The sequence below is a fragment of the Streptomyces sp. NPDC044719 genome, assembly GCF_056433405.1.
On record NZ_JBWKHE010000003.1, the window covers coordinates 509,159 to 534,094 of the forward strand.

General features: G+C 73.6%; 21 protein-coding genes. 8 read left to right on the forward strand and 13 right to left on the reverse strand.

Going from position 1 to position 24,936, the window contains the following annotated elements; genetic code table 11:
- Positions 1-3: 3 nt before the first annotated feature.
- The gene (locus tag AC07DF_RS13815; RefSeq protein WP_478970247.1) at positions 4-1,440 is read right to left on the reverse strand and encodes a DEAD/DEAH box helicase; all 1,437 of its coding nucleotides are present in this window, start codon (positions 1,438-1,440) and stop codon (positions 4-6) included.
- A gap of 163 nt (positions 1,441-1,603) precedes the next feature.
- Complete coding sequence (locus tag AC07DF_RS13820) at positions 1,604-1,807, reverse strand: cold-shock protein (RefSeq protein ID WP_003991681.1); 204 nt, start codon at positions 1,805-1,807, stop codon at positions 1,604-1,606.
- A gap of 347 nt (positions 1,808-2,154) precedes the next feature.
- Between AC07DF_RS13820 and AC07DF_RS13825 the strand changes: the two genes are divergently transcribed.
- The 3 genes from AC07DF_RS13825 to AC07DF_RS13835 all read left to right on the forward strand — a co-directional run bounded on the left by AC07DF_RS13825 (position 2,155) and on the right by AC07DF_RS13835 (position 6,385).
- Positions 2,155-4,365, forward strand: coding sequence for an MMPL family transporter (locus tag AC07DF_RS13825; RefSeq protein WP_478970249.1), 2,211 nt, complete (start codon positions 2,155-2,157; stop codon positions 4,363-4,365).
- A 107-nt stretch (positions 4,366-4,472) separates the two neighbouring features.
- Positions 4,473-5,708, forward strand: coding sequence for a sensor histidine kinase (locus AC07DF_RS13830; RefSeq protein ID WP_478970251.1), 1,236 nt, complete (start codon positions 4,473-4,475; stop codon positions 5,706-5,708).
- Entirely contained in the window at positions 5,705-6,385 is a 681-nt protein-coding gene (locus AC07DF_RS13835) for a response regulator transcription factor (protein ID WP_478970254.1), read from the forward strand. Before AC07DF_RS13830 ends, AC07DF_RS13835 begins: the two co-directional genes overlap by 4 nt.
- A gap of 8 nt (positions 6,386-6,393) precedes the next feature.
- Here the strand turns inward: AC07DF_RS13835 and AC07DF_RS13840 are convergent, their stop codons facing one another.
- The 5 genes from AC07DF_RS13840 to AC07DF_RS13860 form a co-directional block, all read right to left on the reverse strand.
- Positions 6,394-7,563, reverse strand: coding sequence for a serine hydrolase domain-containing protein (locus AC07DF_RS13840; protein WP_478970255.1), 1,170 nt, complete (start codon positions 7,561-7,563; stop codon positions 6,394-6,396).
- A gap of 95 nt (positions 7,564-7,658) precedes the next feature.
- A complete protein-coding gene (locus tag AC07DF_RS13845; protein ID WP_478970257.1) occupies positions 7,659-8,372 on the reverse strand; it encodes a response regulator in 714 nt (237 codons plus the stop codon).
- Complete coding sequence (locus AC07DF_RS13850; protein WP_478970259.1) at positions 8,369-9,538, reverse strand: sensor histidine kinase; 1,170 nt, start codon at positions 9,536-9,538, stop codon at positions 8,369-8,371. Before AC07DF_RS13850 ends, AC07DF_RS13845 begins: the two co-directional genes overlap by 4 nt.
- Positions 9,539-9,570: 32 nt before the next feature.
- Positions 9,571-9,891, reverse strand: coding sequence for a GYD domain-containing protein (locus AC07DF_RS13855; RefSeq protein ID WP_478970261.1), 321 nt, complete (start codon positions 9,889-9,891; stop codon positions 9,571-9,573).
- A gap of 50 nt (positions 9,892-9,941) precedes the next feature.
- The gene (locus tag AC07DF_RS13860; protein WP_478970263.1) at positions 9,942-10,574 is read right to left on the reverse strand and encodes a MerR family transcriptional regulator; all 633 of its coding nucleotides are present in this window, start codon (positions 10,572-10,574) and stop codon (positions 9,942-9,944) included.
- Positions 10,575-10,762: 188 nt separating this feature from the next.
- Between AC07DF_RS13860 and AC07DF_RS13865 the strand changes: the two genes are divergently transcribed.
- Both AC07DF_RS13865 and AC07DF_RS13870 read left to right on the forward strand, forming a co-directional pair.
- Positions 10,763-11,674 (forward strand): hypothetical protein, encoded by a 912-nt coding sequence (locus AC07DF_RS13865; protein ID WP_478970981.1) that lies wholly within the window; start codon positions 10,763-10,765, stop codon positions 11,672-11,674.
- Positions 11,671-12,141 (forward strand): ABA4-like family protein, encoded by a 471-nt coding sequence (locus AC07DF_RS13870; protein WP_478970265.1) that lies wholly within the window; start codon positions 11,671-11,673, stop codon positions 12,139-12,141. The genes AC07DF_RS13865 and AC07DF_RS13870 overlap by 4 nt, the downstream gene beginning before the upstream one ends.
- On the opposite strand, the gene AC07DF_RS13875 is transcribed toward AC07DF_RS13870, so the two are convergent.
- Positions 12,126-12,785, reverse strand: a complete 660-nt coding sequence (locus AC07DF_RS13875; RefSeq protein ID WP_478970267.1) for a response regulator — start codon at positions 12,783-12,785, stop codon at positions 12,126-12,128. The genes AC07DF_RS13870 and AC07DF_RS13875 overlap by 16 nt on opposite strands.
- Complete coding sequence (locus tag AC07DF_RS13880) at positions 12,764-13,936, reverse strand: sensor histidine kinase (RefSeq protein ID WP_478970269.1); 1,173 nt, start codon at positions 13,934-13,936, stop codon at positions 12,764-12,766. The genes AC07DF_RS13875 and AC07DF_RS13880 overlap by 22 nt, the downstream gene beginning before the upstream one ends.
- A gap of 111 nt (positions 13,937-14,047) precedes the next feature.
- Here AC07DF_RS13880 and AC07DF_RS13885 point away from each other — a divergent pair, with 111 nt between their 5' ends.
- On the forward strand, positions 14,048-14,824 hold the full coding sequence (locus AC07DF_RS13885) for an ABC transporter ATP-binding protein (RefSeq protein ID WP_478970271.1): 777 nt from the start codon (positions 14,048-14,050) through the stop codon (positions 14,822-14,824).
- The gene (locus AC07DF_RS13890; RefSeq protein WP_478970273.1) at positions 14,821-17,202 is read left to right on the forward strand and encodes an FtsX-like permease family protein; all 2,382 of its coding nucleotides are present in this window, start codon (positions 14,821-14,823) and stop codon (positions 17,200-17,202) included. The genes AC07DF_RS13885 and AC07DF_RS13890 overlap by 4 nt, the downstream gene beginning before the upstream one ends.
- A 24-nt stretch (positions 17,203-17,226) precedes the next feature.
- Here the strand turns inward: AC07DF_RS13890 and AC07DF_RS13895 are convergent, their stop codons facing one another.
- Genes AC07DF_RS13895 through AC07DF_RS13905 form a run of 3 tightly spaced genes read right to left on the reverse strand, consistent with a single transcriptional unit; the run spans position 17,227 to position 19,915 of the window.
- Entirely contained in the window at positions 17,227-18,636 is a 1,410-nt protein-coding gene (locus AC07DF_RS13895) for a hypothetical protein (RefSeq protein ID WP_478970275.1), read from the reverse strand.
- Positions 18,633-19,085 (reverse strand): hypothetical protein, encoded by a 453-nt coding sequence (locus tag AC07DF_RS13900; protein ID WP_478970277.1) that lies wholly within the window; start codon positions 19,083-19,085, stop codon positions 18,633-18,635. The genes AC07DF_RS13895 and AC07DF_RS13900 overlap by 4 nt, the downstream gene beginning before the upstream one ends.
- 5 nt (positions 19,086-19,090) lie before the next feature.
- On the reverse strand, positions 19,091-19,915 hold the full coding sequence (locus tag AC07DF_RS13905) for a glycoside hydrolase family 16 protein (protein WP_478970279.1): 825 nt from the start codon (positions 19,913-19,915) through the stop codon (positions 19,091-19,093).
- Between the two features lie 254 nt (positions 19,916-20,169).
- Between AC07DF_RS13905 and AC07DF_RS13910 the strand changes: the two genes are divergently transcribed.
- Positions 20,170-23,961 carry an nSTAND1 domain-containing NTPase gene (locus AC07DF_RS13910; protein WP_478970281.1) on the forward strand — a complete coding sequence of 1,264 codons (3,792 nt, stop codon included), beginning with the start codon at positions 20,170-20,172 and terminating at the stop codon, positions 23,959-23,961.
- A 3-nt stretch (positions 23,962-23,964) separates the two neighbouring features.
- On the opposite strand, the gene AC07DF_RS13915 is transcribed toward AC07DF_RS13910, so the two are convergent.
- Positions 23,965-24,918 (reverse strand): hypothetical protein, encoded by a 954-nt coding sequence (locus AC07DF_RS13915; protein ID WP_478970283.1) that lies wholly within the window; start codon positions 24,916-24,918, stop codon positions 23,965-23,967.
- Between the last annotated feature and the right edge of the window lie 18 nt (positions 24,919-24,936).

The following is a 24,936-nucleotide window of genomic DNA, read 5'->3' on the forward strand; positions in this document are numbered from 1 at the left end:
GGTTCAGCGCCGGCGGCCCCGGGAGGGGCGGCCGCGCCGGGCGCGCTGGGCGGTACCCGTGCGGGCGGGGCGGTTCTCGGCGGGCGGCGGGGTGAGGACGACGGGCACGCCCGAGGGCGCCTGGGCGCCGGTGATACGGCTCAGCTCCGCCTCGCCCGAGCGGACCCGGGTGATCCGCGGCGTGATCCCGGCGTCGGCCATCAGCCGGGCCGTCTCGCGCCGCTGGTGCGGCAGGACCAGCGTGACGACGGTGCCCGACTCGCCGGCCCGGGCGGTGCGGCCGCCCCGGTGCAGATAGTCCTTGTGGTCGCCGGGCGGGTCCACGTTGACGACGAGGTCGAGGTTGTCGACGTGGATGCCGCGGGCGGCGACGTTGGTGGCCACCAGGACCGTGACCTCGCCGTCCTTGAACCGGGCGAGGGTCCGGGTCCGCTGGGACTGGGACTTCCCGCCGTGCAGGGCCGAGGCGCGCACCCCGACGGCCAGCAGCTTCTTGGCCAGCCGGTCGGCGGCGTGCTTGGTGTCCAGGAACATGATCACGCGTCCGTCGCGGGCGGCGATCTGTGTCGTGGTGGCGTGCTTGTCGTCGTCCTCCACGTGCAGCAGGTGGTGCTCCATCGTGGTGACCGCGCCGGCGGACGGATCGACCGAGTGGACCACCGGGTCGTGGAGGTAGGTGCGGACCAGGCGGTCGACGTTGCGGTCCAGCGTGGCCGAGAACAGCAGCCGCTGGCCGCCGGGCTGCACCTGGTCGAGCAGGGCCGTCACCTGCGGCATGAAGCCCATGTCGGTCATCTGGTCGGCCTCGTCCAGGACGGTGACCGAGACCCGGTCCAGCCGGCAGTCGCCGCGGTCTATGAGGTCCTTGAGCCGTCCGGGCGTCGCGACGACGACCTCGGCACCGGCGCGCAGCGCGCTCGCCTGGCGGCCGATCGACATCCCGCCGACCACCGTCGCGAGCCGCAGGCGCAGCGCGCGGGCGTAGGGCGTGAGCGCGTCGGTGACCTGCTGGGCCAGTTCCCTGGTGGGCGTGAGGACGAGCGCCACCGGCTGCTTGGGCTCGGCCCGCTGCCCGTCGATGCGGGCCAGCACGGCGAGACCGAAGGCGAGGGTCTTGCCCGACCCCGTGCGGCCGCGGCCCAGGACGTCCCGACCGGCCAGCGAGTTCGGCAGCGTCGCCGCCTGGATCGGGAAGGGCTCCACCACGCCCTCGCCCCGCAGCGCGGTCAGCAGCCGCTCGGGCAGGTCGAGCTCGGCGAACGCCTCGACGGCGGGCAGTGCCGGGGTGATGGTGGCGGGCGGCGCGAATTCGCCGCCGGGCGCGGTACGACGCCGGGGGGTGCCGCGTCCCGCGCCGGCCGAACGGGAGGAATGGTTCCGGCCGCCCCCCGCCCTGCGGGCGTGCGACGAGCCGTTGTTCTTGCGAGCGGTGCGATCCAAGGGGATCCTTCCTCGATGCGGCACGTATCGGGGAATTCCCGGAGGTCAGACAGCCGCTGGGGGGCCGCACCAGGATTCGCAAGAATGAGCCGGGTAGGGAATGAAACATGCGGGGGCCCGCACCACGTGGGTGCGGGCCCCGAGCACGTCGGACGCGTCAGCGTCAGGCGGGAACGATGTTCTCGGCCTGCGGGCCCTTCTGGCCCTGCGTGACGTCGAAGGTGACCTTCTGGCCTTCCTGGAGCTCACGGAAGCCAGAGGTGGCGATGTTCGAGTAGTGGGCGAAGACGTCCGGGCCGCCACCCTCCTGCTCGATGAAGCCGAAGCCCTTTTCCGAGTTGAACCACTTCACGGTGCCGGTAGCCATACTGAATCTCCCTTGAGGGCAGTAACCGAGATCCGCACTTTACGGACTCGGAGTCGCCGAAATGATCGCCCTCGGAGAGATCCGAAAACCTCGGAAACTAAAAAGAGTGCTCGTCGACGAAGGTCGATAGAGCACTCGAAGTCTCTGGGAACCAAAACTGCAACGCCAGCCAAGGTAGCACAGGTCGCTCCGCAGGGCCCGGGATTGTCGTACCCGAGGCGGACCCGTCGGCCCGGTCGTACTGCGTTCTCAGTAGTCCCGATTGTCGGCAGCCGCACGACGACGCGGGGGCCTTGTCACGGACACGCTTGGCGGACGATCGACACCGGATGTGGAGACCTGCTGCCGTGGCAACTTTCCTGTATCGAGTGGGCCGTCTGGCCTTCCGGCGACGCTGGTACGTCGCCCTGGTCTGGGCGGCCGTCCTGGCCGCCGTAGGGCTCGGTGCCCTCAAGGCGCCGGGGGCCGCCGACGAGGAGTTCTCGATGCCCGGCATCGAGTCCCAGAAGGCGTTCGACCTCATGGAACAGCGCTTCCCGGGCGCCACGGCCGACGGGGCGACCGCCCGGGTCGTCTTCATCGCGCCAGGCGGCGAGAAGGTGACCGCCGCCGGGAACAAGGAGGCCATCGAGAAGGCCGTGTCCGGTATGGGCGACGGCACGCAGGTCGCGAGCGCCGTCGACCCGTTCCAGGCGAAGACGATCAGCAAGGACGGCTCGACCGCCTTCGCGACCGTCACCTACAAGGTCGCAGCCAACGACCTCACCGACGCCAGCCGGACCCAGCTGGAGCACACCATCGAGGGAGCCCGGGACGCCGGGCTGACGGTCGAGGCGGGCGGCACCGCGCTGGCCGAAGAAGGCGGGCCGGGCGGCATGGCCGAGGTGATCGGCGTCGCGATCGCCGCCGTCGTCCTCCTGGTCACCTTCGGCTCCCTGGCCGCGGCCGGGCTGCCCCTGCTGACCGCCGTCATCGGCGTCGGCGTCAGCATGGCCACGATCCTCGCCCTGTCCAGCGCCCTCGGCCTGTCCACCACCACCGGCACCCTGGCGATGATGCTGGGCCTGGCCGTCGGCATCGACTACGCCCTGTTCGTGGTCTCCCGCTACCGGGAGGAGCGCGCCAAGGGCAGTACGCCGCAGGAGGCGGTCGGCATGGCCGTGGGCACGGCCGGGTCCGCGGTGGTCTTCGCCGGGCTCACCGTCGTCATCGCGCTGGCCGGGCTCGCCGTGGTCGGTATCCCGATGCTCACCAAGATGGGCCTGGCCGCCGCGGGCGCGGTCGTCGTCGCCGTGCTGATCGCGCTGACCCTCGTCCCGGCGTTCCTCGGCTTCTGGCCGAACGCGGTGCTCCCGAGGCGGGCCCGCAAGAGCGGCCGGATCGAGGAGGGCACCGAGACCAACGGCGGAGCCCGCTGGGCCCGGTTCGTCCTGCGCCGCCCCATACCCGTCCTGCTGCTCGGCGTCGTCGGCCTCGGCGCCCTCGCGCTGCCCGCGGCCGATCTCCAGCTGGGCATGCCCGGCGACGAGGCCAAGCCGACCTCCACCACCGAGCGCCGGGCCTACGACGCGCTCGCCGAGGGCTTCGGGCCGGGCTTCAACGGGCCGCTGACCATCGTCGTGGACGGCAAGGGCGCCGCCGACCCCAAGGGGGCCGCGGACTCGATCGCCAAGGAGATCGGCGCCACCAAGGGCGTCGTCTCCGTCTCCCCGGCGCGTTTCAACGACGCCGGCGACACCGCCGTCTTCTCCGTCGTGCCCTCCACCGCGCCGACCGACGAGAAGACCAAGAACCTGGTGACGACCATCCGGGACGAGCGGCCCGGCATCGTGTCGGGCACCGGAGCGAGCTACGAGGTGACCGGCACGACCGCGCTGAACATCGACATCTCCGAGAAGGTGCAGGCCGCGCTCGTCCCGTATCTGATCGTCGTGGTGGGTCTGGCGATCGTGCTGCTGCTGGTGGTCTTCCGGTCGCTGCTCGTCCCGCTCAAGGCGGCCCTCGGCTTCCTGCTGTCGGTGCTGGCCTCGCTCGGCGCGGTCGTCGTGGTCTTCCAGCAGGGGCACGGCGCGGAGCTGCTCGGTGTCGAGCAGACCGGACCGATCATGAGCCTGATGCCGATCTTCCTGGTGGGCATCGTCTTCGGCCTCGCGATGGACTACGAGGTGTTCCTCGTCTCCCGGATGCGGGAGGCCTACGTCCACGGCGAGTCGCCCGCGCAGGCGGTCACGTCCGGCTTCCGGCACAGCGCCCGGGTGGTCGCGGCCGCGGCCCTGATCATGATCGCGGTGTTCGCCGGGTTCATCGGCGAGAGCGACTCCATGATCAAGATGATCGGCTTCGGACTGGCCGCCGCCGTCCTCTTCGACGCCTTCGTCGTACGGATGGCGATCGTGCCCGCCGTGCTCGCCCTGCTGGGCGACAAGGCGTGGTGGCTGCCGAAGTGGCTGGACCGGGTGCTGCCCCGCGTGGACGTGGAGGGCGAGGCGCTCAGCCGCGGGACCGGGACGGAACCGGCCCCGGACGCCGCGCCGGATCTGGAACCGGCCCGCACCTGACGCACCCCTCACCAGGGCCGCCCGTGGCGAAGGACACGGGCGGCCCCCCGGGCGTTCCCGCCCGGGGTCGACCACGATGGTTCACAGCCCATCGACCGGAGAGCCCGATGAACATCAGTCTGGAGCGGCGCTACCAGGATCGCCTCGAGGAATTCTCGGCACGCCACACGTTCCTCGTCGACCTCGCGCTGGTGATGGCGCTGATGGGCTGCGCGACCCTCGGCGGTTCGCTCACCATGCCCGGTGCCGACCCGCCGGACCAGGACAAGACCGCCACCGCCCTCATGGGGGTGGCCTGTCTCGCCCTGCTCAAGCACCGCACGCACCCGCGCACCGTCCTCGTCGTCGCCGGGAGCTGCACGGTGGCGGCGGTCGCCCTCGGCTACCTGGTGACGCCCCTGCTGCTGGCACCGGTCATGGCGGCCCTCTACTGGCTGGCCGCGCTCACCGACCGCAGGTCCACCCGCGCCTGCGGGCTCACCACCCTGCTGGCGGTGACCCTCGCGGCCGTGTTCTCCGGCTCCATGAACCACGTCTCGCTGCTGCTCCGGACGATCGGCCCGGTCTTCTGGCTGATGCTGCCGCTCGCCGCCGGCAAGATGACCCAGCTGCGGCGCGCCTACCTCCAGTCGGTGCAGGCCCGGGCCGAACGCGCCGAGCGCACCAGGGAGGAGGAGGCCCGTCTGCGCGTCACCGAGGAGCGCGTGCGCATCGCCCGGGAACTCCACGACGTGGTGGCCCACCACATGGCCCTGGCCAACGCCCAGGCCGGCACGGCGGCGCATCTCGCCCTCACCAACCCCGAGCAGACCCAGAAGATCCTCACCGACCTGACCGGCACCACGTCCTCAGCGCTGCGGGAGCTGAAGGCCACGCTGGGCCTGCTGCGTGACAACGACGACACCCCCGGCTCTCCCGGGCTGGAACCGTCCCCGGGCCTGGCCCGCCTGCCCGAGCTGGTCGCGGCGTGCGAGTCGGCGGGCCTGGAGGTCACCGTCGCGACGGAAGGGGAGCCGAAGCCGCTCTCACCGGGCGTGGATCTGACGGCCTTCCGGATCGTGCAGGAGGCCCTCACCAACGTCACCAAGCACGCCGCCGCCGAGGCCGCCCACGTCCGTCTCGAGTACACCCACTCCCGTCTGCTGATCACGGTCCTCAACGAGGGCCCCAGCAAACCGGAGCCCGCCCGGGGACGCGGCTTCGGCGTCATGGGCATGCGCGAACGCGCCCACTCCATCGGCGGCGAGCTGTGCGCGGGCCCCCGCCCCCAGGGCGGTTTCGAGGTCACCACCGCGCTGCCGCTGCAGCCCTCCACCGACCTCGCGGAAGGAACGACGCCATGACCATCAGGGTGCTGCTGGCCGACGACCAAGCCCTGCTGCGGGCCACCTTCCGGATCCTCATCGACTCCTGCGCGGACATGGAGGTGGTCGCCGAGGCCTCCGACGGCGCGGAGGCGGTGGAGCTGACCCGCGCCCACCGCCCCGACATCGTCCTCATGGACATCCGCATGCCTGGCACCGACGGCCTCACCGCCACCGCGACCCTGTGCGCCGACCCGGAGCTGTCCGCCACCCGCGTCCTCATCCTGACCACCTTCGAGACCGAGGACTACGTCGCCGAGGCCCTGCGCGCCGGTGCCAGCGGCTTCCTCGGCAAGGACGTCACCGCCGACACCCTGCTGACCGGTCTGCGCACGGTGGCCTCCGGCGAGTCCCTCCTCTCGCCCGTCGCCACCCGCTCCCTCATCACCCGTTTCCTGCTGGCCCCCGCTCCCGGCACCCACCTGGCACCGCCGGAGCGCCTCGCCGACCTCACGGTCCGCGAACGCGAGGTGATGGCCCTGGCCGCGGAGGGCCGGTCCAACACCGAGATCGCCGAGGACCTGACCCTCAGCCCTCTGACCGTGCGCACCCACATCCACCGGGCCATGACCAAGCTGAACGCCCGCGACCGCGCCCAACTGGTCGTCATCGCCTACCAGACGGGGCTGGTGCGGGCGACTCCGCCCGCGGGGTGAGGGGGGGGCTAGGGCCTGCCGTAGGTGGCCACCATGATGTCCTGGGCCACCTTGTTCATGCCCTGGCCCTTGGCGTTGGTGGAGTTGACGCTGTAGACGAGGGTGCGGGAGCCGTTGCGGGTGGAGGCGATGGCCGCGTTGTAGCCCCAGCGGCCGCCCGTCTTGCCCCACACCTCGCGGCCGCCCAGCTCCATCATGGACAGCCCGACCGAGTAGGCGGCCGGCTTCCCGGTCTTGAAGTCGGTCACCTCCGGCAGGGTGAACATCTCCTCCAGCAGCGGCCCACGCACGATCTTCCCCTTGAACAGGGCTTGGGTGAACCGTTCGAGGTCCTCGGTGCTCGAGATGATGTCCCCGGCCGCCCAGCCGTCCGTCGACCCCCACACGGTCACGTCGCGGAGCCCGACCGTGCCGTCGTCGAGCCGCATCGTCTGGTAGCCGTGGTTGTGCGGCCCGACGATGCGCGGGTTCGTGCCCGGGTAGTAGGTGTCGCACAGCTCCAGCGGCCTGAGCACCCGCCGGGCGACCTGGTCCTCGTACGAGTCGTGGGTGACGCGCTCGATGAGCAGGCCGGCGATCGTGTACCCGATGTTGAGGTAGTGCTGTCGCTCGCCCGGCGCGAACTCCGGTGTCTTGGACGTTGCCGAGCGGACCATCTCCCTCGGGTCGTACACCTGGAAGCGGTTCTCGTACACCTCCTCGACGGTGGTGCCGGAAAAGTCGGGGGCCGGGATGCCGTGCGTGTGGTCGAGGAGCTGCCGGACGGTGACGTCCTTGTACGACGCCGGGATCAGGTCCGGGAGGTAGGAGCGGGCGGTGCGGTCGAGGTCCAGCCGGCCCTCCTCGGCCAGTTGCAGGGCGACGGCGGCGGTGAAGACCTTGGTCACGGAACCCGCGCGGAAGCGGGCGGCGGGGTCGGCGGGCCGGTCGGTCCGCAGATCGTGCACGCCCGAACTGCCCCGCCAGATGCCCTCCTTGCCGCCGACCCGCACGAGGGCGGCGGTCGCGTCCGCGGTGGGGAGGCCCGCGATGGCGGCCTCGAGAGCGGGGCTCGGGGACCGCTCGGACACCACGGCGGACGAGGCGGCCGGGGCGGCGGCAACGGCCGGGAGGGCCGACGGCCCCGCCACGGCTCCCACGACGAGCACGGCGACGGTCAGCAAACGGGCACGGGGCATGGTCGACTCCGTTGATCGGAAGCGGTGTTCTGGACGGCTCCATCCTCCGGACCAGCCACGTTCCGCGGATCGCCCCCGCAGGTGGTTCCGGCGGGTCAGTTCCTCGCCGACGCGGGGGAGGATCCGGCCCGGCCGGATCCCCCGGGCGGGGGATCACCGGCCGCGATCAGACCCGTCTCGTACGCGCAGATCACGGCCTGGATCCGGTCCCGCAGCCCCAGCTTCGCCAGCACATTGCCGACATGCGTCTTCACCGTGTGGTCGCTGACCACCAGCTCGGCGGCGATCTCGGCGTTGGACAGGCCCCGCGCGAGCAGCAGCAGCGTCTCCCGTTCCCGCCCGGTCAGCACGTCGAGGCGGGGATCGGGGCGACGGGGCCGGGCGGCGGCGAGCCGGGTGTACTGCTCGACCAGACGCCGGGCCACGGACGGCGCGAGCAGCGAGTCGCCCCGGGCGACGACCCGCACGGCGTGCACGAGATCGTCCCGGCGTACGTCCTTGAGCAGGAAGCCGCTCGCGCCCGCGTGCAGCGCCTCGTACACGTACTCGTCGGAGTCGAAGGTCGTGAGCATCACCGTCCGGCAGTCGCCCAGGGCGCTGATCGCGCGGCAGGCCTCGATACCGTCCACGCGCGGCATCCTGATGTCGAGCAGCACCACATCGGGCGCGTGCCGCCGCACCGCCTCGACCGCCTCGGCCCCGTCGCCCGCCTCGGCGACGACCTCGATGTCCGGCTGCACGTCCAGGATCATCGCGAAGCCGCTGCGCACCAGCTCCTGGTCGTCGGCCACCACGACCCGGATCATCACCGGCCCACCTCCGCGGCGGCCGGTACGGGGATCGTCACGCGCACCTCGAACCCCCGGCCGTCCGGACCCCGCCCGGTCACCGCGCTCCCTCCGTGTGCCGCGGCCCGCTCCCGTATCCCGGCGAGCCCGTGCCCGCGCCCGCCTCGGCCGGGTCGCGGGCCGTGGCCGTCATCGGTCACCCTGACCACCAAGTCGCCGCCTCCATAGGTGAGTTGTACCGCGACGGTATGTGCTCCGGCATGCCGGACGGTATTGGTGAGCGACTCCTGGACGATCCGGAACACGGTGGCGGCCACCGTCTCCGGCACGGGCCGGACGTCTCCCGCCGTCCCGTACATGACGTCGAGGCCCCCGGCCCGCACCCGGTCGAGGAGTGCGGGCAGCTCCGCGAGCCCCGGCTGCGGTGCACGCGGGGCGGCGCTGTCGTCGGCCCCCTCCCGCAGCACGCCCAGCATCCGGCGCAGCTGGGTCATGGCGTCCCGCCCGGTCGCGGAGATGGCGTCGAAGGCCGCCTCCGCCCGCTCGGGCGCGGCACGCACCGCCACCGGTCCGGCCTCCGCCTGCACGATCATCAGGCTCACGGCGTGGGAGAGGATGTCGTGCATCTCCCGTGCGATCCGGGCCCGTTCGCGGGCGGCGGCCTGCTCGGCCTCGACGCGGTTGGCCCGCTGCCGGGCGTCGGTGAGCCGTCCGAAGACATAGGCGGCCGTGAACACGATGAGGGAGAAGGTCAGTTCACGCGCGGACCGGGTGTTGAGCCACACCCCCACCGGCACGGCGACCAGCAGCACACCCGCGGTGACGAGCCGCTTCCGCGCGGTCGACAGAGCGGCGATGGTGTACGTGATCACGAGCCCGGTGTACGGCAGCGGCTGCCCGGGCCCGTCCACGGCCAGCCCGTACAGCGCGGTGGCGGCCAGCACCGCGAACAGCACGGCGACGGGGGCGCGCCGCCGCCAGACCAGGGGCAGCACGGTGAGCGTGCTCAGCCCGTAAGCGCCCCAGGTCGCGGGCGGCGCCCCGGCCGCGCGCGGCACGACGAACGGCATGGTCATCGCGCACTGCACGAGCAGCGCGATGCCGATGTCGACGACGAGCGGATTGGCGGCCGTCAACGCCCGCGCGTGCTCCCACCACCCTCGCGGGTCCCTGCGTATGCCCCCCATGCCTCCACAAGGTAATGCGCCCCGACGGCTGCCTACGCTCCAGGAGCGCGAAAGGCGACCTGCCGGCGGGTGGCCTCGTCGACCTCGTCGACGGTGAGCAGCGGGGTCGCCCGGGACTGCACGGCACCGCTGGCCTTGACGGTGAGGCTGACGGCGGCCATGGAGACGGTGTCGGGGAAGTCGATGATCATCACGAGGTCGTCCGCCCCGAAAGCGAAGTACATGACCTCGACCCGCCCCCCGAGACCGGACACGACCTGGTCGACGGCGGCCCGCCGCCCACTGGCGCCTTCCTCGAGCAGCCCCTTGGTGCCTTCGGGCGTGTACGTGGCCTGGATGAGGAACTTCGGCATGGGTCATGCCTTCCCGGGGCCGCGTCGGCTGCCCCGCGGAGCCGCCGTATTCACTCGTTGGCGCCATAGAGCCTGGCCGACGCGTCGACATGGGCCAGGCGGCGGAGTGCGCTGAAGACCGCCTCGCCGAGGACCGTGCCGATCACCACGCCCTCCACCTTCTCCTCTGTCGCCATGTGCCGGTCCACGTACTCGAGGTCGGCGCGGGCGACCTGTTCGGCGGCGTCGGCGTAGGTGTCGAGCAGATCGGCGAAGGCTCCGTGGCCCAGCCGGCCCATGGCCGCGAGAGCCTGGGACAGGTCGGCGGCGGCGGGGTTCGACTCGTGGGTGCGCCAGCCTCGCCGGGAGATGAGGTCGGTGACCGCGGCGCGGGCCGCATCCGACTCGGCGTCGTCACGTGCGGAGTCCGACCTGCCCATGCGGTCCGCGGCGGAGCCGAGCACCTTGTGCAGCGGGCGATCCGGGTCGTCGACGGCCGCCAGTACCTCCGCGATCTCGGCCACCTTCATGCCGCCCACGTCGAGCAGGGCGCGGATCAGCTGGAGCCGACGCTCGTGCGGTTCGCTGTAGCTGGCCTGGTTCCGGCTGGTCAGCTCGCCCGCGGGCAGCAGACCTTCACGGACGTAGTACTTGATCGTCGGCACCGGGACCCCGGTCTTCCGGCTCAACTCTCCGATACGCAACGCCGGTTCACTCCCTCATTTTCGGCCTGCCCCTCGCGTCGGCCCTTGCCGACCCGGCGCCAATGATAGATAGTTCAGCTATCGGATAGTGGATAGTGCCACTATCCATTCACCTGGGGGTGGGCATCGTGTTGTCCTTACGTACGTCGTCGTCCTGGCATCGACCGCTGGTGCTGTTCTCGGCCGCGATGGCGGTGACGGCGGTCGTGTCCGCGGCGGGTCTGCTGGTCGACGACCGTGTCCTCGTGGGGGCGCCGATCTGGGCCAAGCCGCTGAAGTTCGCGGTCTCGTTCGTGGCGTACGGACTCTCCCTCGCCTGGATGCTGTCGCTCCTCCCCAGCGGACGCCGCGTCGGCTGGTGGGCCGGGACCGTCGTGGCGCTGGCCAGTCTCGTCGAGATGGTGATCATCACCGGGCAGGTCGTACGCGGTAAGCGCAGCCACTTCAACCACGCGACACCGTTCGACGAGGCGCTCTTCAACGCGATGGCCGTCACGGTCGTCATCCTCTGGGCCGGCACGCTCGTCGTGGCCGTGCTGCTGCTCCGGGCCCGGATCGCCGACCGGGCATCCGCCTGGGCCATGCGATCCGGGATCCTCCTCGCGCTGGCCGGGGCCGCCATCGGCTTCTTGATGACCCAGCCCGCGCCGGGACAGCAGCGGGGCGTCTCCAAGGTGGTCGGCGCACACAGCGTGGGCGTGCCGGACGGGGGTCCTTCGATGCCGCTGACGGGCTGGTCCACCACCGGCGGCGATCTGCGGATCCCGCACTTCTTCGGTATGCACGCGCTGCAACTCCTGCCGTTGCTGGTCCTGTTGCTGAGCGTCCTGGCCCCGCGTTTCGCCCGGCTGGGGGACGACCGGGTGCGGCTGCGCCTGGTGCTGGTCGCCTCGGGGGCGTACGCCGCCGTGTTCGCGCTGGTGCTGTGGCAGGCGTTGCGCGGCCAGCCGCTGCTCCGTCCGGACGCGGCGACGCTGGCAGCGTCCGGCCTGATCCTGGCGGTCGTCGTGCTCGGGACGTACGCGGCCCTGCGGACGCCCCTTTCCGCCACGGCGTCCGACACCGAAGCCGTCCCCGCCCCGAAGGACCTCGTGCCATGACCGGATTCCTCTTCGAACTCTCCTTCCTGCTGGCCGCACCCGTCTGGCTGCTCATGATCTTCGCGCCGGGGTGGGGGCCGACCGCCCGTATCGCCGGGTCACCGTTGACCGTGGTGCCGGTGCTGCTCGTGTACCTCGCGCTCGCGGTCCCGGTGTTCCCCGAGCTGTGGAGCGCGGTCAGCAGCCCGGACCTGGGCACCTTCCGCGAGCTGACGGCTCTGCCGGACGGGGCCGGGGCCGTCTGGGCGCAGGTCATCGCCTGGGATCTGCTGATCGGGCAGTGGATGTACCGGGAGGGCAGGCGGCTGGAGATCTCCGCCCTGCTGATGGGGCCGCTGCTGGTGCTCACCGTTGTGCTGTCGCCGTTCGGGTTCCTGGCCTTCCTCGGGCTGCGCGCGGTGCGGTCGCGGCGGGCGGGGCCGAGGCCCGTCAGGGGCGGGCCGGTTCCGGGTCAGGCCCGGAGATAGGCCAGCACCGCCAGGACGCGACGGTGGTCGTCGGGGGCCGACGGGGGAAGGCCGAGCTTTTGGAGGATGCTCGCGATGTGCTTCGCGACGGCGGCGTCCGTGACGACCAGGCGGCGGGCGATCGCCGCGTTGGAGCGGCCCTCGGCCATGAGGGCGAGGACCTCGCGCTCGCGGGGCGTGAGCCGGTCCAGCGGGTCGCGGCGGCGGGCGAGGAGCTGGCGTACGACCTCGGGGTCGACGACCGTCGCCCCGGCGGCCACGCGGGTGACGGCGTCGGCGAAGTCCTCGACGTCGCCGATGCGTTCCTTGAGGAGGTAGCCCGTGCCGACGCTGCCGCGGCGGTCGTCCAGGAGCTCGTCCGCGAAGGTCTGCTCGACGTACTGGCTGAGGACGAGGACCGCGAGGCCGGGCTGCTCGGCCTGGAGCAGACGGGCCGTGCGCAGTCCCTCGTCCGTCTGGCCGGGTGGCATCCGGACGTCGGTGATCACCAGGTCCGGCCGGTGCTCCCGGGCGGCGTCGAGCAGCGCGGGGCCGTCGCCCACGGCGGCGAGGACCCGGTGGCCGAAGCGCTGGAGCAGATGGACGAGACCCTCGCGCAGGAGGACGGCGTCCTCCGCGATGACTAGGCGGAGTGACTGCCGCACGGAATCTCCGCCCTGAGGAGTGTGGGCCCGCCGGGCGGGCTGGACAGGAGCATTCTGCCGTCGGCCGCGGCGATGCGGTCGGCGAGGCCGACGAGGCCGGTACCGCGGGCGGGGTCGGCGGCGCCGGAGCCGTTGTCCTCGATGTCGAGGCGGAGCACACCGCTGTGGCAGCGGGCGGTGACGCGGCAGCGGCCGGCGCCGCTGTGCCGGGCGACGTTGGTGAGGGCCTCGGCGGTCACGTAGTACGCCGTCTGCTCGACGGTGGCCGGCAGCCGGCCGGGGAGGTCGAGGTCGAGGTCCGTGGGGACCGGGCAGCGTCCGGCGATGTCCCGTGCGGCGGCGGGCAGTCCGCGTTCCGTGAGGATCTGCGGGTGGATGCCCCGGATCAGTTCACGCAGCTCGGTGAGCGCGTCCTTGGCGAGAGCGTGGGCCTCGGCGACCTCTTTCGCCGCGGCGCTGCCGGGCGGCAGGTCGAGGCCGGCGAGGCCCAGCTTCATGGTGAGCGCGACGAGGCGCTGCTGGGCACCGTCGTGCAGGTCGCGTTCGATACGGCGGCGTTCGGTCTCGAAGGCGTCGACGAGACGGGCCCGGGAGCGTACGACCTCGCGCAGTTCGCGGTCCTTCGGGAAGAGCACGGCACGGGTCACGGCGGCTCGGACGCCGGCCCACGCGGCGACGGGGTACGCGGCCACGGGCAGCAGCAGCGCGCCCGCGAAGGGACCGGCCACGGCCTGCCAGGTCGTGGCGGTGGGCTGGAAGGGAGCGAGGAGAAGGAAGCCCGGGATGCCGAGCGAGACCAGGACGACGCCGAGGTCCATCCAGCCGACGGCCAGGACCGAGACGACGCCGTAGCCGACGGCCCGTGGACCGCCCGGGGGCTCCGGTCGTCCGCCGGCGTCGACGAGAGCGAGTCGGCGCCGCTCCACAGGGCCCGCGAGGGCGGCTGCGAAGGCCAGCACGGCCCCCGCGCAGAGCACCCTGGCGACCGTGCCGATGGGCGCGCCGAACAGTCCGCCGACACCGATGTACACGCCGGTCGCGAACGATCCGCCGGACAGCAGGTATCCCAGTGCGCGCCACGGCCAGGCGGTGCGGAGAAACCCCAACGGGCTGCGGGTGAGGGCCTCCAGGACGGTTCGGGGGGTGGTCACGCGGTCGACCGTAGCGGCGCGGGGCGGCCAGGGCAGTAGTGCCAGGTGGAGTTTCGGCTCTCGCCCGGGCGGCAATGTGCCGGGCCGTGCCCCTGCCGTTGCCTTGAAGGCATGACCACGACCAACTCAAGTACCCGGCACGGCACTTCGGCGGCCGTGCTGCCCGTCCGGCTCCGGTCGGTGACGAAGCACTACGGCTCCGGCGATCGCGCCGTCACCGCTCTCGACGACGTGACCCTCGACTTCGCGGCCGGGACGATGACGGCCGTCATGGGCCCCTCAGGTTCCGGCAAGTCCACCTTGCTGCACTGCGCGGCGGGCATCGACCGGCCGAGCGCGGGGGAGGTGCTGATCGACGGTACGGAACTGGGCGGGCTGGACGAGGACGCGCTGACGGTGCTGCGCCGGGAACGGGTCGGGTTCGTCTTCCAGGCGTTCAACCTGGTGTCGGCACTGACCGCCGCGCAGAATGTGGAACTGCCCCTAAGACTGGCGGGGTCACGCCCGGCGCCGGACGAGGTGCGCGCGGCCCTGGCCGCCGTCGGGCTCGCGGACCGTCACGCACATCGGCCGAGTGAACTCTCCGGCGGCCAGCAGCAGCGTGTCGCGATCGCGCGGGCGATGATCGCGCGGCCCGCCGTCCTCTTCGCCGACGAGCCGACCGGCGCGCTGGACAGCGCTGCCTCGAGGGTCGTGCTGCGGCTGCTGCGCGACCTGGTGGACAGCCGTGGGCAGACGGTCGTGATGGTGACGCACGACCCGGCCGCGGCGGCGTACGCGGACCGGGTGCTGCTGCTGGCCGACGGCCGGCTCGCGGACGAACTGCCGGGTGCCGAGGGCGCCGAGGCCATCGCGGCGCGGACGGCCGCCCTGGAGGTGCGGCCGTGATCAGCCTGGCGACGGCGAGGGAACGGTGGACCTCGTTCCTGGGGTCCTTCGTGGCCGTGGCGCTGGGCGTCGCGGTCGTCACGATGAGCGCGCTGGTCCTGCTGTCGGACGGTACGGGTGTGCCGCGGCGGCTCGCGGGGGCGCCGGTGCTCGTGCAGAGCCCGGCGGGGGAGCGGACCGGCGGGGTGTTCACGGAGAACCCGCCGTGGGCACCGGAGCGCGCCGAGGAACTGCGACGGAAGCTGGCCGCACTGCCGGGAGTGGCCGCCGCGGTGGCCGACCGGTCGTTCTACGCCCAGGTTCCGGGCAGTGAGCAGCGCGAGGGAGAGCGGCAGGGCCACCCCTGGTCGAGCGCGGCGCTCGCCGCCTACGGCCTGAGCGCGGGCAGGCCGCCGGCGACGAGAGGCGAGATCGTCGTGGACGCGTCCCTCGGGCACCGGCCGGGCGAGCGCGTCACCGTGCTGACGGCACGCGGGCCCCAGCGCTTCTCGGTGTCCGGGACGATGGACGGCCCCGGCTACTACGTCACCGACCGGCTGGCCGCCGAACTGGCGGGCGGGGTACGGGCCATCGGCCTGGTCCTCGAACCCGGCACCGGCACCACCCGGGTCGCGCAGGCCGCGCGGCGCGTCACCGACGGCGACGGCACAGTTCTGACCGGTGCCGCGCGGGACGCGCTCGCGCCGCGACAGGACGAGATGACCCGCTGGATCGGTGGCCAGGTGCTCACCGCCATGGCGCTGCTCTCCGCCTTCGTCACCGTCTTCAACGTGGCTTCGACGTTCGCGTTCGCCGTCGCCCAGCGGCGCCGCGAGTTCGGACTGCTGCGGACGATCGGCGCCACACCGCGTCAGGTGCGGCGGCTGGTGTACGGGGAGGCCTTGGCGGTGGGCGTCGTCGGCGCCGGGGCGGGGGCGGTCGCGGGAGTGGGGCTCGCGCCCGCGATGACCGGGTTGCTGATCGACGCGGGCTTCCAGCCGGCGGGGTTCGAGGTGGGCATCCGCTGGTGGGTGCCGGCCGCCGCCTGGGCCCTGGGTGTGACGGTGGCACTCGCCGGCGCGGGTGCCGCCTCGCGACGGGCGTCCCGGGTGAAGCCGCTGGAGGCGATGCGGGAGGCGGCCCTGGACAGCCGGCCGATGACCCGCCGCCGGTGGGGCACGGGGCTCGCGGTGACGGGCGTGGGCGCGGTCTGCTCGGTGGGTACGGCCTTCGCGGGGGCCGACGCCATGGTGCTGCTGGCCTTGGGCGCGGCCATGGGTTTGACGGCCGGACTGACCCTCCTCCTGCCGGCGTTGGCCCGGCCCCTGACCGGGGCGCTGACCCGGCCGCTCGCCCGGCGCCCCGGTGCGACCGCCGTGCTCGTGCGCGAGAACATGATCACCGCTGTGCGCCGCACGTCCGCCACGATCGCCCCGGTGCTGGCGACCGTCGCCTTCGCCGTGCTGATCACCAGCGCCGTGCAGACCACCCAGAGCGCCGGCACCACGCGGCAGGCCGCGGCCGTGCGGGCGGAGGCGGCGGTCGTGCCCCGGGGGACGCCGGGGCTGTCGGACGCCGCGGTCACCCGGGTCGAGGGCCCGGCGCCGCTGTCGACGACGGTCTACGGCGGCGAGGGCGGGGCGGCCCTGTCGGCGGCCGGGGTGACGCCCGGCATCGAGGAGGCGTACGGGATGCGGGCGCCCCGCGGGAACACCGTCGTCGTCACCGCCGCGGTGGCCGCCGCGCACGGCTGGCGGGAGGGCCGTACCGCCGTACTCACCTTCGAGGACGGCCGTGTCGGGCGCCCGCGGGTGACCGCCGTGGTGGACGACTCGATGCCGTACCAGGTCTTCCTGCCGCGCGAACCGGTACGCGCCCACGACCCGTCGGCGCTGGCGGACGTCGCCTATCGCACCGGTCCCACCCCGGCCGATGTCCCCGCCGGACTCGGCGCCGAGGAGGTGTCGGTGGCGGCGTACGCGGCCTCGGACGACGCCGAGGAGGACCGGCTGGTGTGGCACTTCACCCTGATCCTCGTCACCATCACGGCGGGCTACACCATGATCTCCGTGGCCTCCACCCTGCTGGCGGCGACCGCCGGACGGACAAGGGACTTCCGTGTGCTGCGCCTGTCCGGTGCGACACCGCGCCAGGTGCTGCTGACGCTCGCGGCGGAGACGTGCTGCGTCGTCGCCCTGGGCGCCGCTCTGGGACTGGTGGTGGCCGCCCCCGCCCTGTTCGGCACGGCCCACGGGCTGCGCGAGGAACTGGGCCTGCCCGTCGAGTTGTCGGTGGCCTGGCCCTGGGTCGCCGGTGTGATCGCCGGCTGCCTGCTGCTCGCCACCGCGGCCACCGTCCTCCCGGCCCGGGCCGCGCTGCGGCGGATGCGGCGGGCGTGACGGGCCGGGAGGCCAGAGGTGCGGTCAGCGGCCGAGGGCCGGGCCGAAGGCGTTGCGTACGCCCGACTTGGATGTGGAGACGAACTGGTCGCCCGGCCCCAGGTCGTAGGTGCCGTAGGACGTGTAGCGCAGGACGCTCGGGCAGCTTCCGCCGCCGATCTGGACCGAGCGGGGGTCGAGGCGCTTGCCGGTGCGGAGTTCGTAGATCTTCAGGGGGACCTTGACCTTGTAGAAGGTGACTTGGTGGGGGAGGTACGCGGACTTCTTGTTCTCGTAGGGGCAGGTCTGGACGGCGGCCCCGTTCTCCGCCTCGTCGGCGCAGACCACGAGGGCGGCCTTGGCGGGGTCGCCGGTGCGCCAGGAGGCGGGGAGGTCGTCGGTGTACTCGGTGTCGCCGAGGAACAGGGCGCGGCCGGAGCCCTTGCGGTACGGCGGGGCTCCGCCGTATTTCGCCGGCTCGGCGCAGTAGCCGGACCGGGCGTTGTACGCGTCCTCGACCAGGCCGCGCACCTGGTTCAGTTCGATGGCGAGCGTGGCCTCGCGCACGCCGTCGCGGGCCTCGCCCGTGCGGGTGTCGTCCGGGTAGGTGTCGAGGAGCCGCTGGTAGTGCGTGCGCGCCTGCCGCCAGGCGTCCTCGGTCATCAGGTGGTCGCCGCACCCCACCAGGGCGGCGGGTTCCGTGCGGGCCGCCGTGCCGGCGGAACGGTCCAGGACGTCGTGGCTGGGGCCGCGGTCGCGGAGCCAGGCGGTGAGGGCGGCGGTGTCGCAGGAGTCGTCGGTGGGCAGGCCGTCGAGGAAGGTGTCCAGGACCGATCTGACCGTCTGCTCGTTGCCGGGCTCGTTGAGGACACCGGCGAGCGTGCCGAAGCCCCGCCCCAGGTCCTCGGTGTTGCCCCCGCGCGCGGCGCGGGCCAGGGCGGCCGCCGCCCCGTCGAGCCGGCGGCACGCCTCCACCACGGCGTCGCCGGGTTCCACCACCGGCGCGCCCGCCAGGCGGTGGCCCCACCCCACCTCGCCCTGCGCGGCCACGGCCGCCGCGCAGTCGCCGCCCTCGCGGGCCTCGGTCACACGGTTCTCGATGCCGTACGCGTCGATACGGAGCAGGGCGGCGGTCAGGACGACCGCGAGGGCGAGGGTGAGTGTTCCCGCGCGCTGTCCCCGCCGTACCGCCCGTTCCGGGCCGCGGCGGGCCAGGAACCAGCCGTGGGCGATGCCGGCCGCCCACCACAGGAGCAGCAGGACCTCGCACCAGGTCTCGGCGGTCTTCGCGGTGAGGTCGACGAGCACGACCGTGCCGATCACGGCGATCACCGTCAACCGCCGTCGGCGCAGCAGCAGATAGCCGGCGCCGAGCAGCGTGGCGTTGCCGAGGGCCACCGCGAGTGGGTCGGCGGGGGCCTGCGCCCGCGGAGGTTCGTACGCCGGGTGGGTCATGGTGTGGTCACCCCCGGCGTCGCGGAGCGTACGGAGAAGTAGCGGCGGCCCGTCTCGCCGCTCACCGTCCACAGGGCCGCGACGTCCATGCAGGCGAACAGGAACGCCGGGAGGCTCGGTGCTCCGGCGGTCAGCGAACCGAGGAAGGCGAAGACCATCCCCAGGGCCGCGAGGGACAGGCAGACGATGAGCGCGACCCGCACCCAGAAGTGCCGCCCGCGCGCCAGCGCGACACAGGTGATGTGGAGCGCCGCCAGTCCGCAGCAGAACAGCGCCAGCAACCAGGCCATCGCCATCGGCATCAGGGGGTCCTGCCCGTGGTCCAGCCTGCTCTGGTTCTCGTCGATGATCGCCCAGCCGCCGAAGAAGCTTCCGATCGCGTGCACGCAGACCAGGACGAGGATCCAGACCAGGGATTTCGGCATACGTGTCGTCGTGGAGTCCCGCATCGCCCTCACCTCACACCTTCGTCGTCGGGCAGGGCGTAGACCCGCGCCCAGTCCACCTCGTAGACCGCGCTCTGCAGGCCGTCACCGTGGAAGTTGTCGAGCTGGATGGTCTGGTGCATCGACGGGGCGCACTGGATGCAGTCGCGGTCCTCGTTCGCGCCGCCGGAGAAGCGGAACCACTCCTCGCCGTCGAGGAAGCCGCGCAGATGGTCCGGGGTCCACTCGACGGCGACGTTGTGCCACTGCGACAGGTCCACACCGCACCGGCGCGCGTGCTCCTGCTGGACGGGCACGTCCTCGGGGTGCGGGTAGTGCAGGAACGCCTCCGCGCAGTCCTCGCCGGGGGCGCCGTTCTCCAGGAAGTCGTACTCGCCGTCCTCGGGGTGCTCGCCGGAGTCCGGCCACAGGATCAGCAGCGGGTGGTAGGTCCGGCCGTTGTCGGGGGCGGTGGCCCGGGAGCGCACTCGGGCCTCCCACCGGCCGTACCGCTGCCCGTACCGCGAGGCGAGCCAGCCGGTGTCGCCGCCCGTCTCACCGGTCATGCGCAGGATGCCGCCGACGACCCGGGCGTTGGCGTCGCAGCGGCGGCCGTTGCCGGCGTGGCCGGGCCAGCAGGCGCCGGGGCCGCCGCCCGCCAGGCGCCACCTGGCGCGGTCGGGCACGGCCGGGCCGGCCTCGCTGCCGTAGCCGAACTCGTCCGACCACGCGGGGAGCGGGTCTCCCCAGCCGTACCGCTCCGCCGCGGTTCCCGCCGGGGCGGGTGCCGTGAGTGTCAGCGCGAGGACCGCCGCCCCGAGCCCCACGGCGAGATGCCGATGTCTTCCGTACATGACTCTCCCTCTCCTGGATGCGCGGCGGGCCCGAGCCCTCCCCTCGCCGGGCTCGGACCGCGCCGTGGCCCACCGGAAGTCGACCGCCGTACGGGGTTGTTCAGCAGGCCCCCTCCCCGCACCGAACAACCCGGGGGCGCACGCGGAGCCCAGTGGCCTGGAGGAAGCGTGAGGAATGAGTGAACGCCGGTGTCCCGCCCGCCGATTCGGCCGAAGGTCGGGGGGAGGGCGTACGAGGGGGAGGGGGCGGGGACGTGCCGGGACAAGCGGGACCGGGCAGGGCCGAGGGCGAGCTGGATCCGGGGGCCGGGCCGGTGCCGCGGTTCGCCGCCGGGCTGCGCGCGCTGCGGGAGTCCGCGGGCAGGCCCACGTACCGGGAGATGGCCCGGCGGGCGCGGTACGGAGTGACCACCCTGTCGCAGGCGGCGGCGGGCAGACAGCTGCCCACCCGGGCGGTGACGCTCGCCTATGTGAAGGCCTGCGGCGGCGACCTGGCCGAGTGGGAGCGGCGCTGGCGCGAGGCGTCGGACGAACTGGCCGCCGAGGCCGCCGCCGACGAGACCGCCCGACCGCCCTACCGGGGCCTGACCCGGTTCGAACCGGGCGACGCCGAACTGTTCTTCGGCCGCGACCAGCTCGTGGAGCGGCTCGCCGAGCTGAACCGCAAGCACCGCTTCACCGCCGTCTTCGGCCCTTCCGGCAGCGGCAAGTCCTCCCTGCTGCGCGCCGGTCTCATCCCCCGGCTGCGGGCGGCCTCCGACGACGTGCCGCCCGCGGCCGTACGGATCCTCACCCCCGGCGCGGACCCGCTGCACACGCACGCCGGCCGGCTGGAAGCGGTCCCCGGCACCGAAGCCGACACCTGGCTGATCGTCGACCAGTTCGAGGAGCTGTACACCCTCGGCGCCGACCCGGCCGTCCGGGACGCCTTCATCGACCGCCTCGTCGCCGCCACCGACGCCGACAGCCGGCTGCGCGTCGTCATCGCGGTCCGGGCCGACTTCCTCGGCCGCTGCGCCGAACACCCCGGGCTCACCGCCGCGTTGCAGGACGCCACGCTGCTCGCCGGGCCGATGAGCCGGGCGGAACTGCGGGACGCCATCGTCCGCCCGGCCGCCACGGCCGGCCTGATCGTCGAACGCGCCCTGACCGACCGCCTCCTGGACGAGGTCGAGGACGCCCCGGGCGGGCTGCCGCTGATGTCGCACGCCCTGCTGGAGACCTGGCGCCACCGCAGCGGCCGTGCCCTGACCGAGACCGCGTACGAGGCGGCCGGCGCACTGCACGGCGCCGTCGTACGGACGGCCGAGGAGGTGTACGGCGAACTCACCGCGGCGCAGGCCGAGCTGGCTCGCCGCGTTCTGCTCCGGCTGGTCGCCCCCGGCGACGGGACACCCGACACACGGCGCCCCACCGACCGCGCGGAGCTCGACTTCGGCAGCCCCGCCGACACCCGGGTGGTCCTGGAGCGGCTGGCCCGGGCCCGTCTCGTCACCTTCGACGACGGCACCGTCGACCTCGCCCACGAGGCCCTGATCACCGCCTGGCCCCGGCTGCGCGGCTGGATCGACGCCGAGCGCGACCGGCTGCGCGTCCACCGCGCCCTCTCCGAAGCCGCCCGCACCTGGCAGAGACTCGGGCAGGAGAACGCCGCGCTCTACGCCGGCTCCCGGCTGAGCGCCGCCCGCGACGCCTTCCCGCACGAGACCGGTGCCGAGGAACTGACCTCCCTGGAGCGGCGGTTCCTCACCACCTCCCTCCGGCGGCGGCACCGTGCCGTGCTGCTGCGCCGCACCGTCGTGGCCGTACTCGCCGCGCTCGCCCTGCTCGCCACCGGCACCGCCGTCCTCGCCCTCCAGGCCCGCGCCACCGCGCAGGCCGAACGGGACGAAGCCGTCTTCGGCCGGCTCACCGCCGAGGCCGACCGGGTCCGCGAGACCCACGCCGGGCTGGCGGCCCGGCTCGATGTGGCCGCGTACCGCATGCGCTCCACCCCGGACCTCAGGACCCGGCTGGCCTCCGACGCGGGCCGGGTGCTGCCCACCCGGCTGCCCGGCGGGCACGACGGGGTCGGCAGTTCCGTGGCGTACGCGCCCGACGGCCGCGTCCTCGCGAGCGGCGGTCATGACGGCACGGTCCGGCTGTGGGACGCCACCACCCAGAAGGCGCTGAGCGAACCCCTGCGCCTCGGCACGGCCCGGGTCAGTGCGGTCGCCTTCGCACCGGCCGGCGGGAACCTGCTGGCGGCCACCGGGGAAGGCGGTGCCATCCGGCTGTGGGACGTGAGCGACCGGAAGCGGCCCCGCGCCCTCGGCCGCCCACTGGTGAGCCACGACGAGGAGAACGTCGTCTCCACCGCGTTCGCCCCCGACGGCCGGACACTGGCCACCGCGGGCGACGACGGAACCGCACGGCTGTGGAACCTGACCGGCCCGGCCGGCCCCACACCGCTCGGGGAGCCCGCCGAGGCCGACGCGTCGGACGACGGCAGTGTCCGCGCGGTCGCGTTCGCGCCGCAGGGCCGCACGCTGGCCACGGCCGGCTACGACGGCACCGTACGGATGTGGCGCTACGGCGAGGACGACGGCCCCGCACCACTGGGCAAGCCCCTGCGCGCCCACACCGCGCCCGTCTGGACCCTGTCCTTCTCACCCGACGGCCGGACGCTGGCCACCGCCGGCTTCGACGAGACCGTACGCCTGTGGGACACCTCCCGCCCGGGCCGCCCCGAACCGCTGGGCGAACCGCTCACCGCGCACACCGCGCCCGTCATGTCGGTCGCGTTCAGCCCCGACGGCGAGATGCTGGCGAGCGCGGGCGAGGACGACGCGCCCATCCTGTGGAACGTGGCCAACCCCGCCTATCCGCAGCAGCTGGGGGAGCCGCTGACCGGCCACACCGAGGCCGTGTGGGAGGTGGCCTTCAGCCGCGACGGCCGTACCCTGGCCAGCACCGGCGCCGACGGGAGCGTCCTGCTCTGGCACCGGCCGCCGGGCGTCCTCACCGACTTCACCAACCCGGTGACGGCCCTCGCCTTCAGCCCCGACCGCCGTCTCTTCGCCGCCGCGAGCACCGACGACGGGCTGATCCGCCTGTGGGACGTCCGCAGACCGGACCGCCCGCGCCGGCTGCCCCGGCCGCTCGCCCACGAGGACCAGGTGGCCGCCCTGGCGTTCGCCCCGGACGGCCGTACGGTGGTCAGCGGCAGCGCGGACGGCACCCTGCGCCTGTGGGACGTCTCCAGGCCCGACCGCCCCGCGCCCCTGGGAGCGCCCCTGCCCGCACACGACGGCGGCACCTCCGCCGTGGCCTTCGCGCCGGACGGCCGCACGGTGGCCACGGGCGGCGAGGACGACACGGTGCGGCTGTGGGACGTCCGGCGACCGGACCGGGTCCGGCCGCTCGGTGAGCCGCTGCGCGGCCACCGGGACACCGTCACCTCCGTGGCCTTCGCACGCGGCGGCCGTCTCCTGGCCACCGCCTCCGAGGACTCCACGACCCGGCTGTGGCACGTGGGCGGCGGAACACCGGCCCGCCCCGCGGGCGCCGCCCTGCGCGGACACGACGAGGCGGTCAACGCGGTGGCGTTCGCCCCGGACGGGACGACGCTGGCGACGGGCAGCGACGACCGGACCGTGCGGCTGTGGGACGTCGGGAAGGGCGGCCGGGTACGCCCGTGGGGAGAGCCGCTGACCGGTCACCGCGGGGAGGTCAGGGCCCTGGCGTTCGCCCCGGACGGCAAGACCCTGGCCACCGGCGGCGGCGACCACGCGGTCCGGCTGTGGGACGTGGCCGACCCGGCCCGTGCCGAGCCCGCCGGCCAGGAACTCACCGGCCACCTCGACACCGTCACCACCGTCGCCTTCAGCCCCGGGGGCGACGCCCTCGCCTCCGCGGGCTACGACCTGACGGCCCGCGTCTGGACCCTGGACCCGGCCCGCGCGGCGGACTACGCCTGCGCCCGCACGGCCGGAGTCCTCACCCGGGCCGACTGGGAGGAACGCCTGCCGCGACTCGGGTACCGGGAGGTGTGCGAGGGGCGTTGAGGCTCAGGGGGTGCTGAACTTCAGCACGGCACCGTCCTCGTTGTGCGCGACGACCGTCGCCTTCAGCGCGTCGCCGAACCCGGCCTCGCCGCCCGTGCCGCCGAGCTGCATCACCGTGCCGTCCGTCTGCAGGGTGACGTGCTCGTCCGCCACGGTGACATGGACCGTCGTCCCGTTCGCCGTGATCTCCGCCGTGTAGGTCACCAGGACCTCGCACCCGCCGTCCGAGCACGCGGCGTAGTTCTTGCCGTCCGCCGCCTTGGGCAACGGGCCGGTGGGTTCGGGCGCCGGCGCGTCCGCATCGCCGGTCGCCTCGCCGGGCTTCCAGCCCGGGGCGCACTGGCCGGCCTTCCGGTACGCGGCCGCGAGCCGGGGGTCCTTCTCGGTGAGCTCGGGCAGGTCAGGCTTCGGCGGGGTGAGGGACTGGACGAGCTTGTCGACGTCCGCGGCCTCGTCCGCGGCGTCCTCGAGAGCCACCGCCGGTGACACCCCCTCGAGCTTCGCCGCGACACCGTTCACCTTCTTCCGCAGGGCGTCGAGCATCCGGTCGGCCGCGGGAACGCCCGACGGGTCGAGGTCCTTCAGGCTGCTCTGCACACTGTCCACCGCCGACGGTGTGCTGAACAGGTAGCCGACGGCGGTGGCCCGGGCGACGAGATCCCTCTCGTCCGCGCCCCGGATCTCCTTCAGATCGGCGGCGCTCTCCGCCCGCAAATCCTTGAGGGCGACCGTCGACTCGCAGACACCGCCGGCCCACTTCACCAATTCCTCTGAAGGCGGCGGAACCGGCGTGTCCGAGGCCGATTTCCTCCCGGCCGGACCGACCGAACCGGCCGAACCGGCCGAACCGGCCGACCCGGTCGGCCCGGTCAGCCCGTCCGAGTCGCCGCCCCCGCACCCCCCGACGGCCAGCACCACCCCGGCGACCACGGCCGCGACGCTCCCTCTGTTGCCCATCCGACGACCCCTCTCCCT

Bases quoted from the DNA above. Each gene is read 5' to 3' on its own strand.
- AC07DF_RS13830 (WP_478970251.1), top strand. From the start codon at position 4,473: ATGAACATCAGTCTGGAGCGGCGCTACCAGGATCGCCTCGAGGAATTC.
- AC07DF_RS13900 (WP_478970277.1), bottom strand. From the start codon at position 19,085: ATGCGGGACTCCACGACGACACGTATGCCGAAATCCCTGGTCTGGATC.
- AC07DF_RS13870 (WP_478970265.1), top strand. From the start codon at position 11,671: ATGACCGGATTCCTCTTCGAACTCTCCTTCCTGCTGGCCGCACCCGTC.
- AC07DF_RS13915 (WP_478970283.1), bottom strand. From the start codon at position 24,918: ATGGGCAACAGAGGGAGCGTCGCGGCCGTGGTCGCCGGGGTGGTGCTG.
- AC07DF_RS13820 (WP_003991681.1), bottom strand. From the start codon at position 1,807: ATGGCTACCGGCACCGTGAAGTGGTTCAACTCGGAAAAGGGCTTCGGC.
- AC07DF_RS13855 (WP_478970261.1), bottom strand. From the start codon at position 9,891: ATGCCGAAGTTCCTCATCCAGGCCACGTACACGCCCGAAGGCACCAAG.
- AC07DF_RS13905 (WP_478970279.1), bottom strand. From the start codon at position 19,915: ATGTACGGAAGACATCGGCATCTCGCCGTGGGGCTCGGGGCGGCGGTC.
- AC07DF_RS13835 (WP_478970254.1), top strand. From the start codon at position 5,705: ATGACCATCAGGGTGCTGCTGGCCGACGACCAAGCCCTGCTGCGGGCC.
- AC07DF_RS13840 (WP_478970255.1), bottom strand. From the start codon at position 7,563: ATGCCCCGTGCCCGTTTGCTGACCGTCGCCGTGCTCGTCGTGGGAGCC.
- AC07DF_RS13850 (WP_478970259.1), bottom strand. From the start codon at position 9,538: ATGGGGGGCATACGCAGGGACCCGCGAGGGTGGTGGGAGCACGCGCGG.
- AC07DF_RS13865 (WP_478970981.1), top strand. From the start codon at position 10,763: ATGGCGGTGACGGCGGTCGTGTCCGCGGCGGGTCTGCTGGTCGACGAC.
- AC07DF_RS13895 (WP_478970275.1), bottom strand. From the start codon at position 18,636: ATGACCCACCCGGCGTACGAACCTCCGCGGGCGCAGGCCCCCGCCGAC.
- AC07DF_RS13885 (WP_478970271.1), top strand. From the start codon at position 14,048: ATGACCACGACCAACTCAAGTACCCGGCACGGCACTTCGGCGGCCGTG.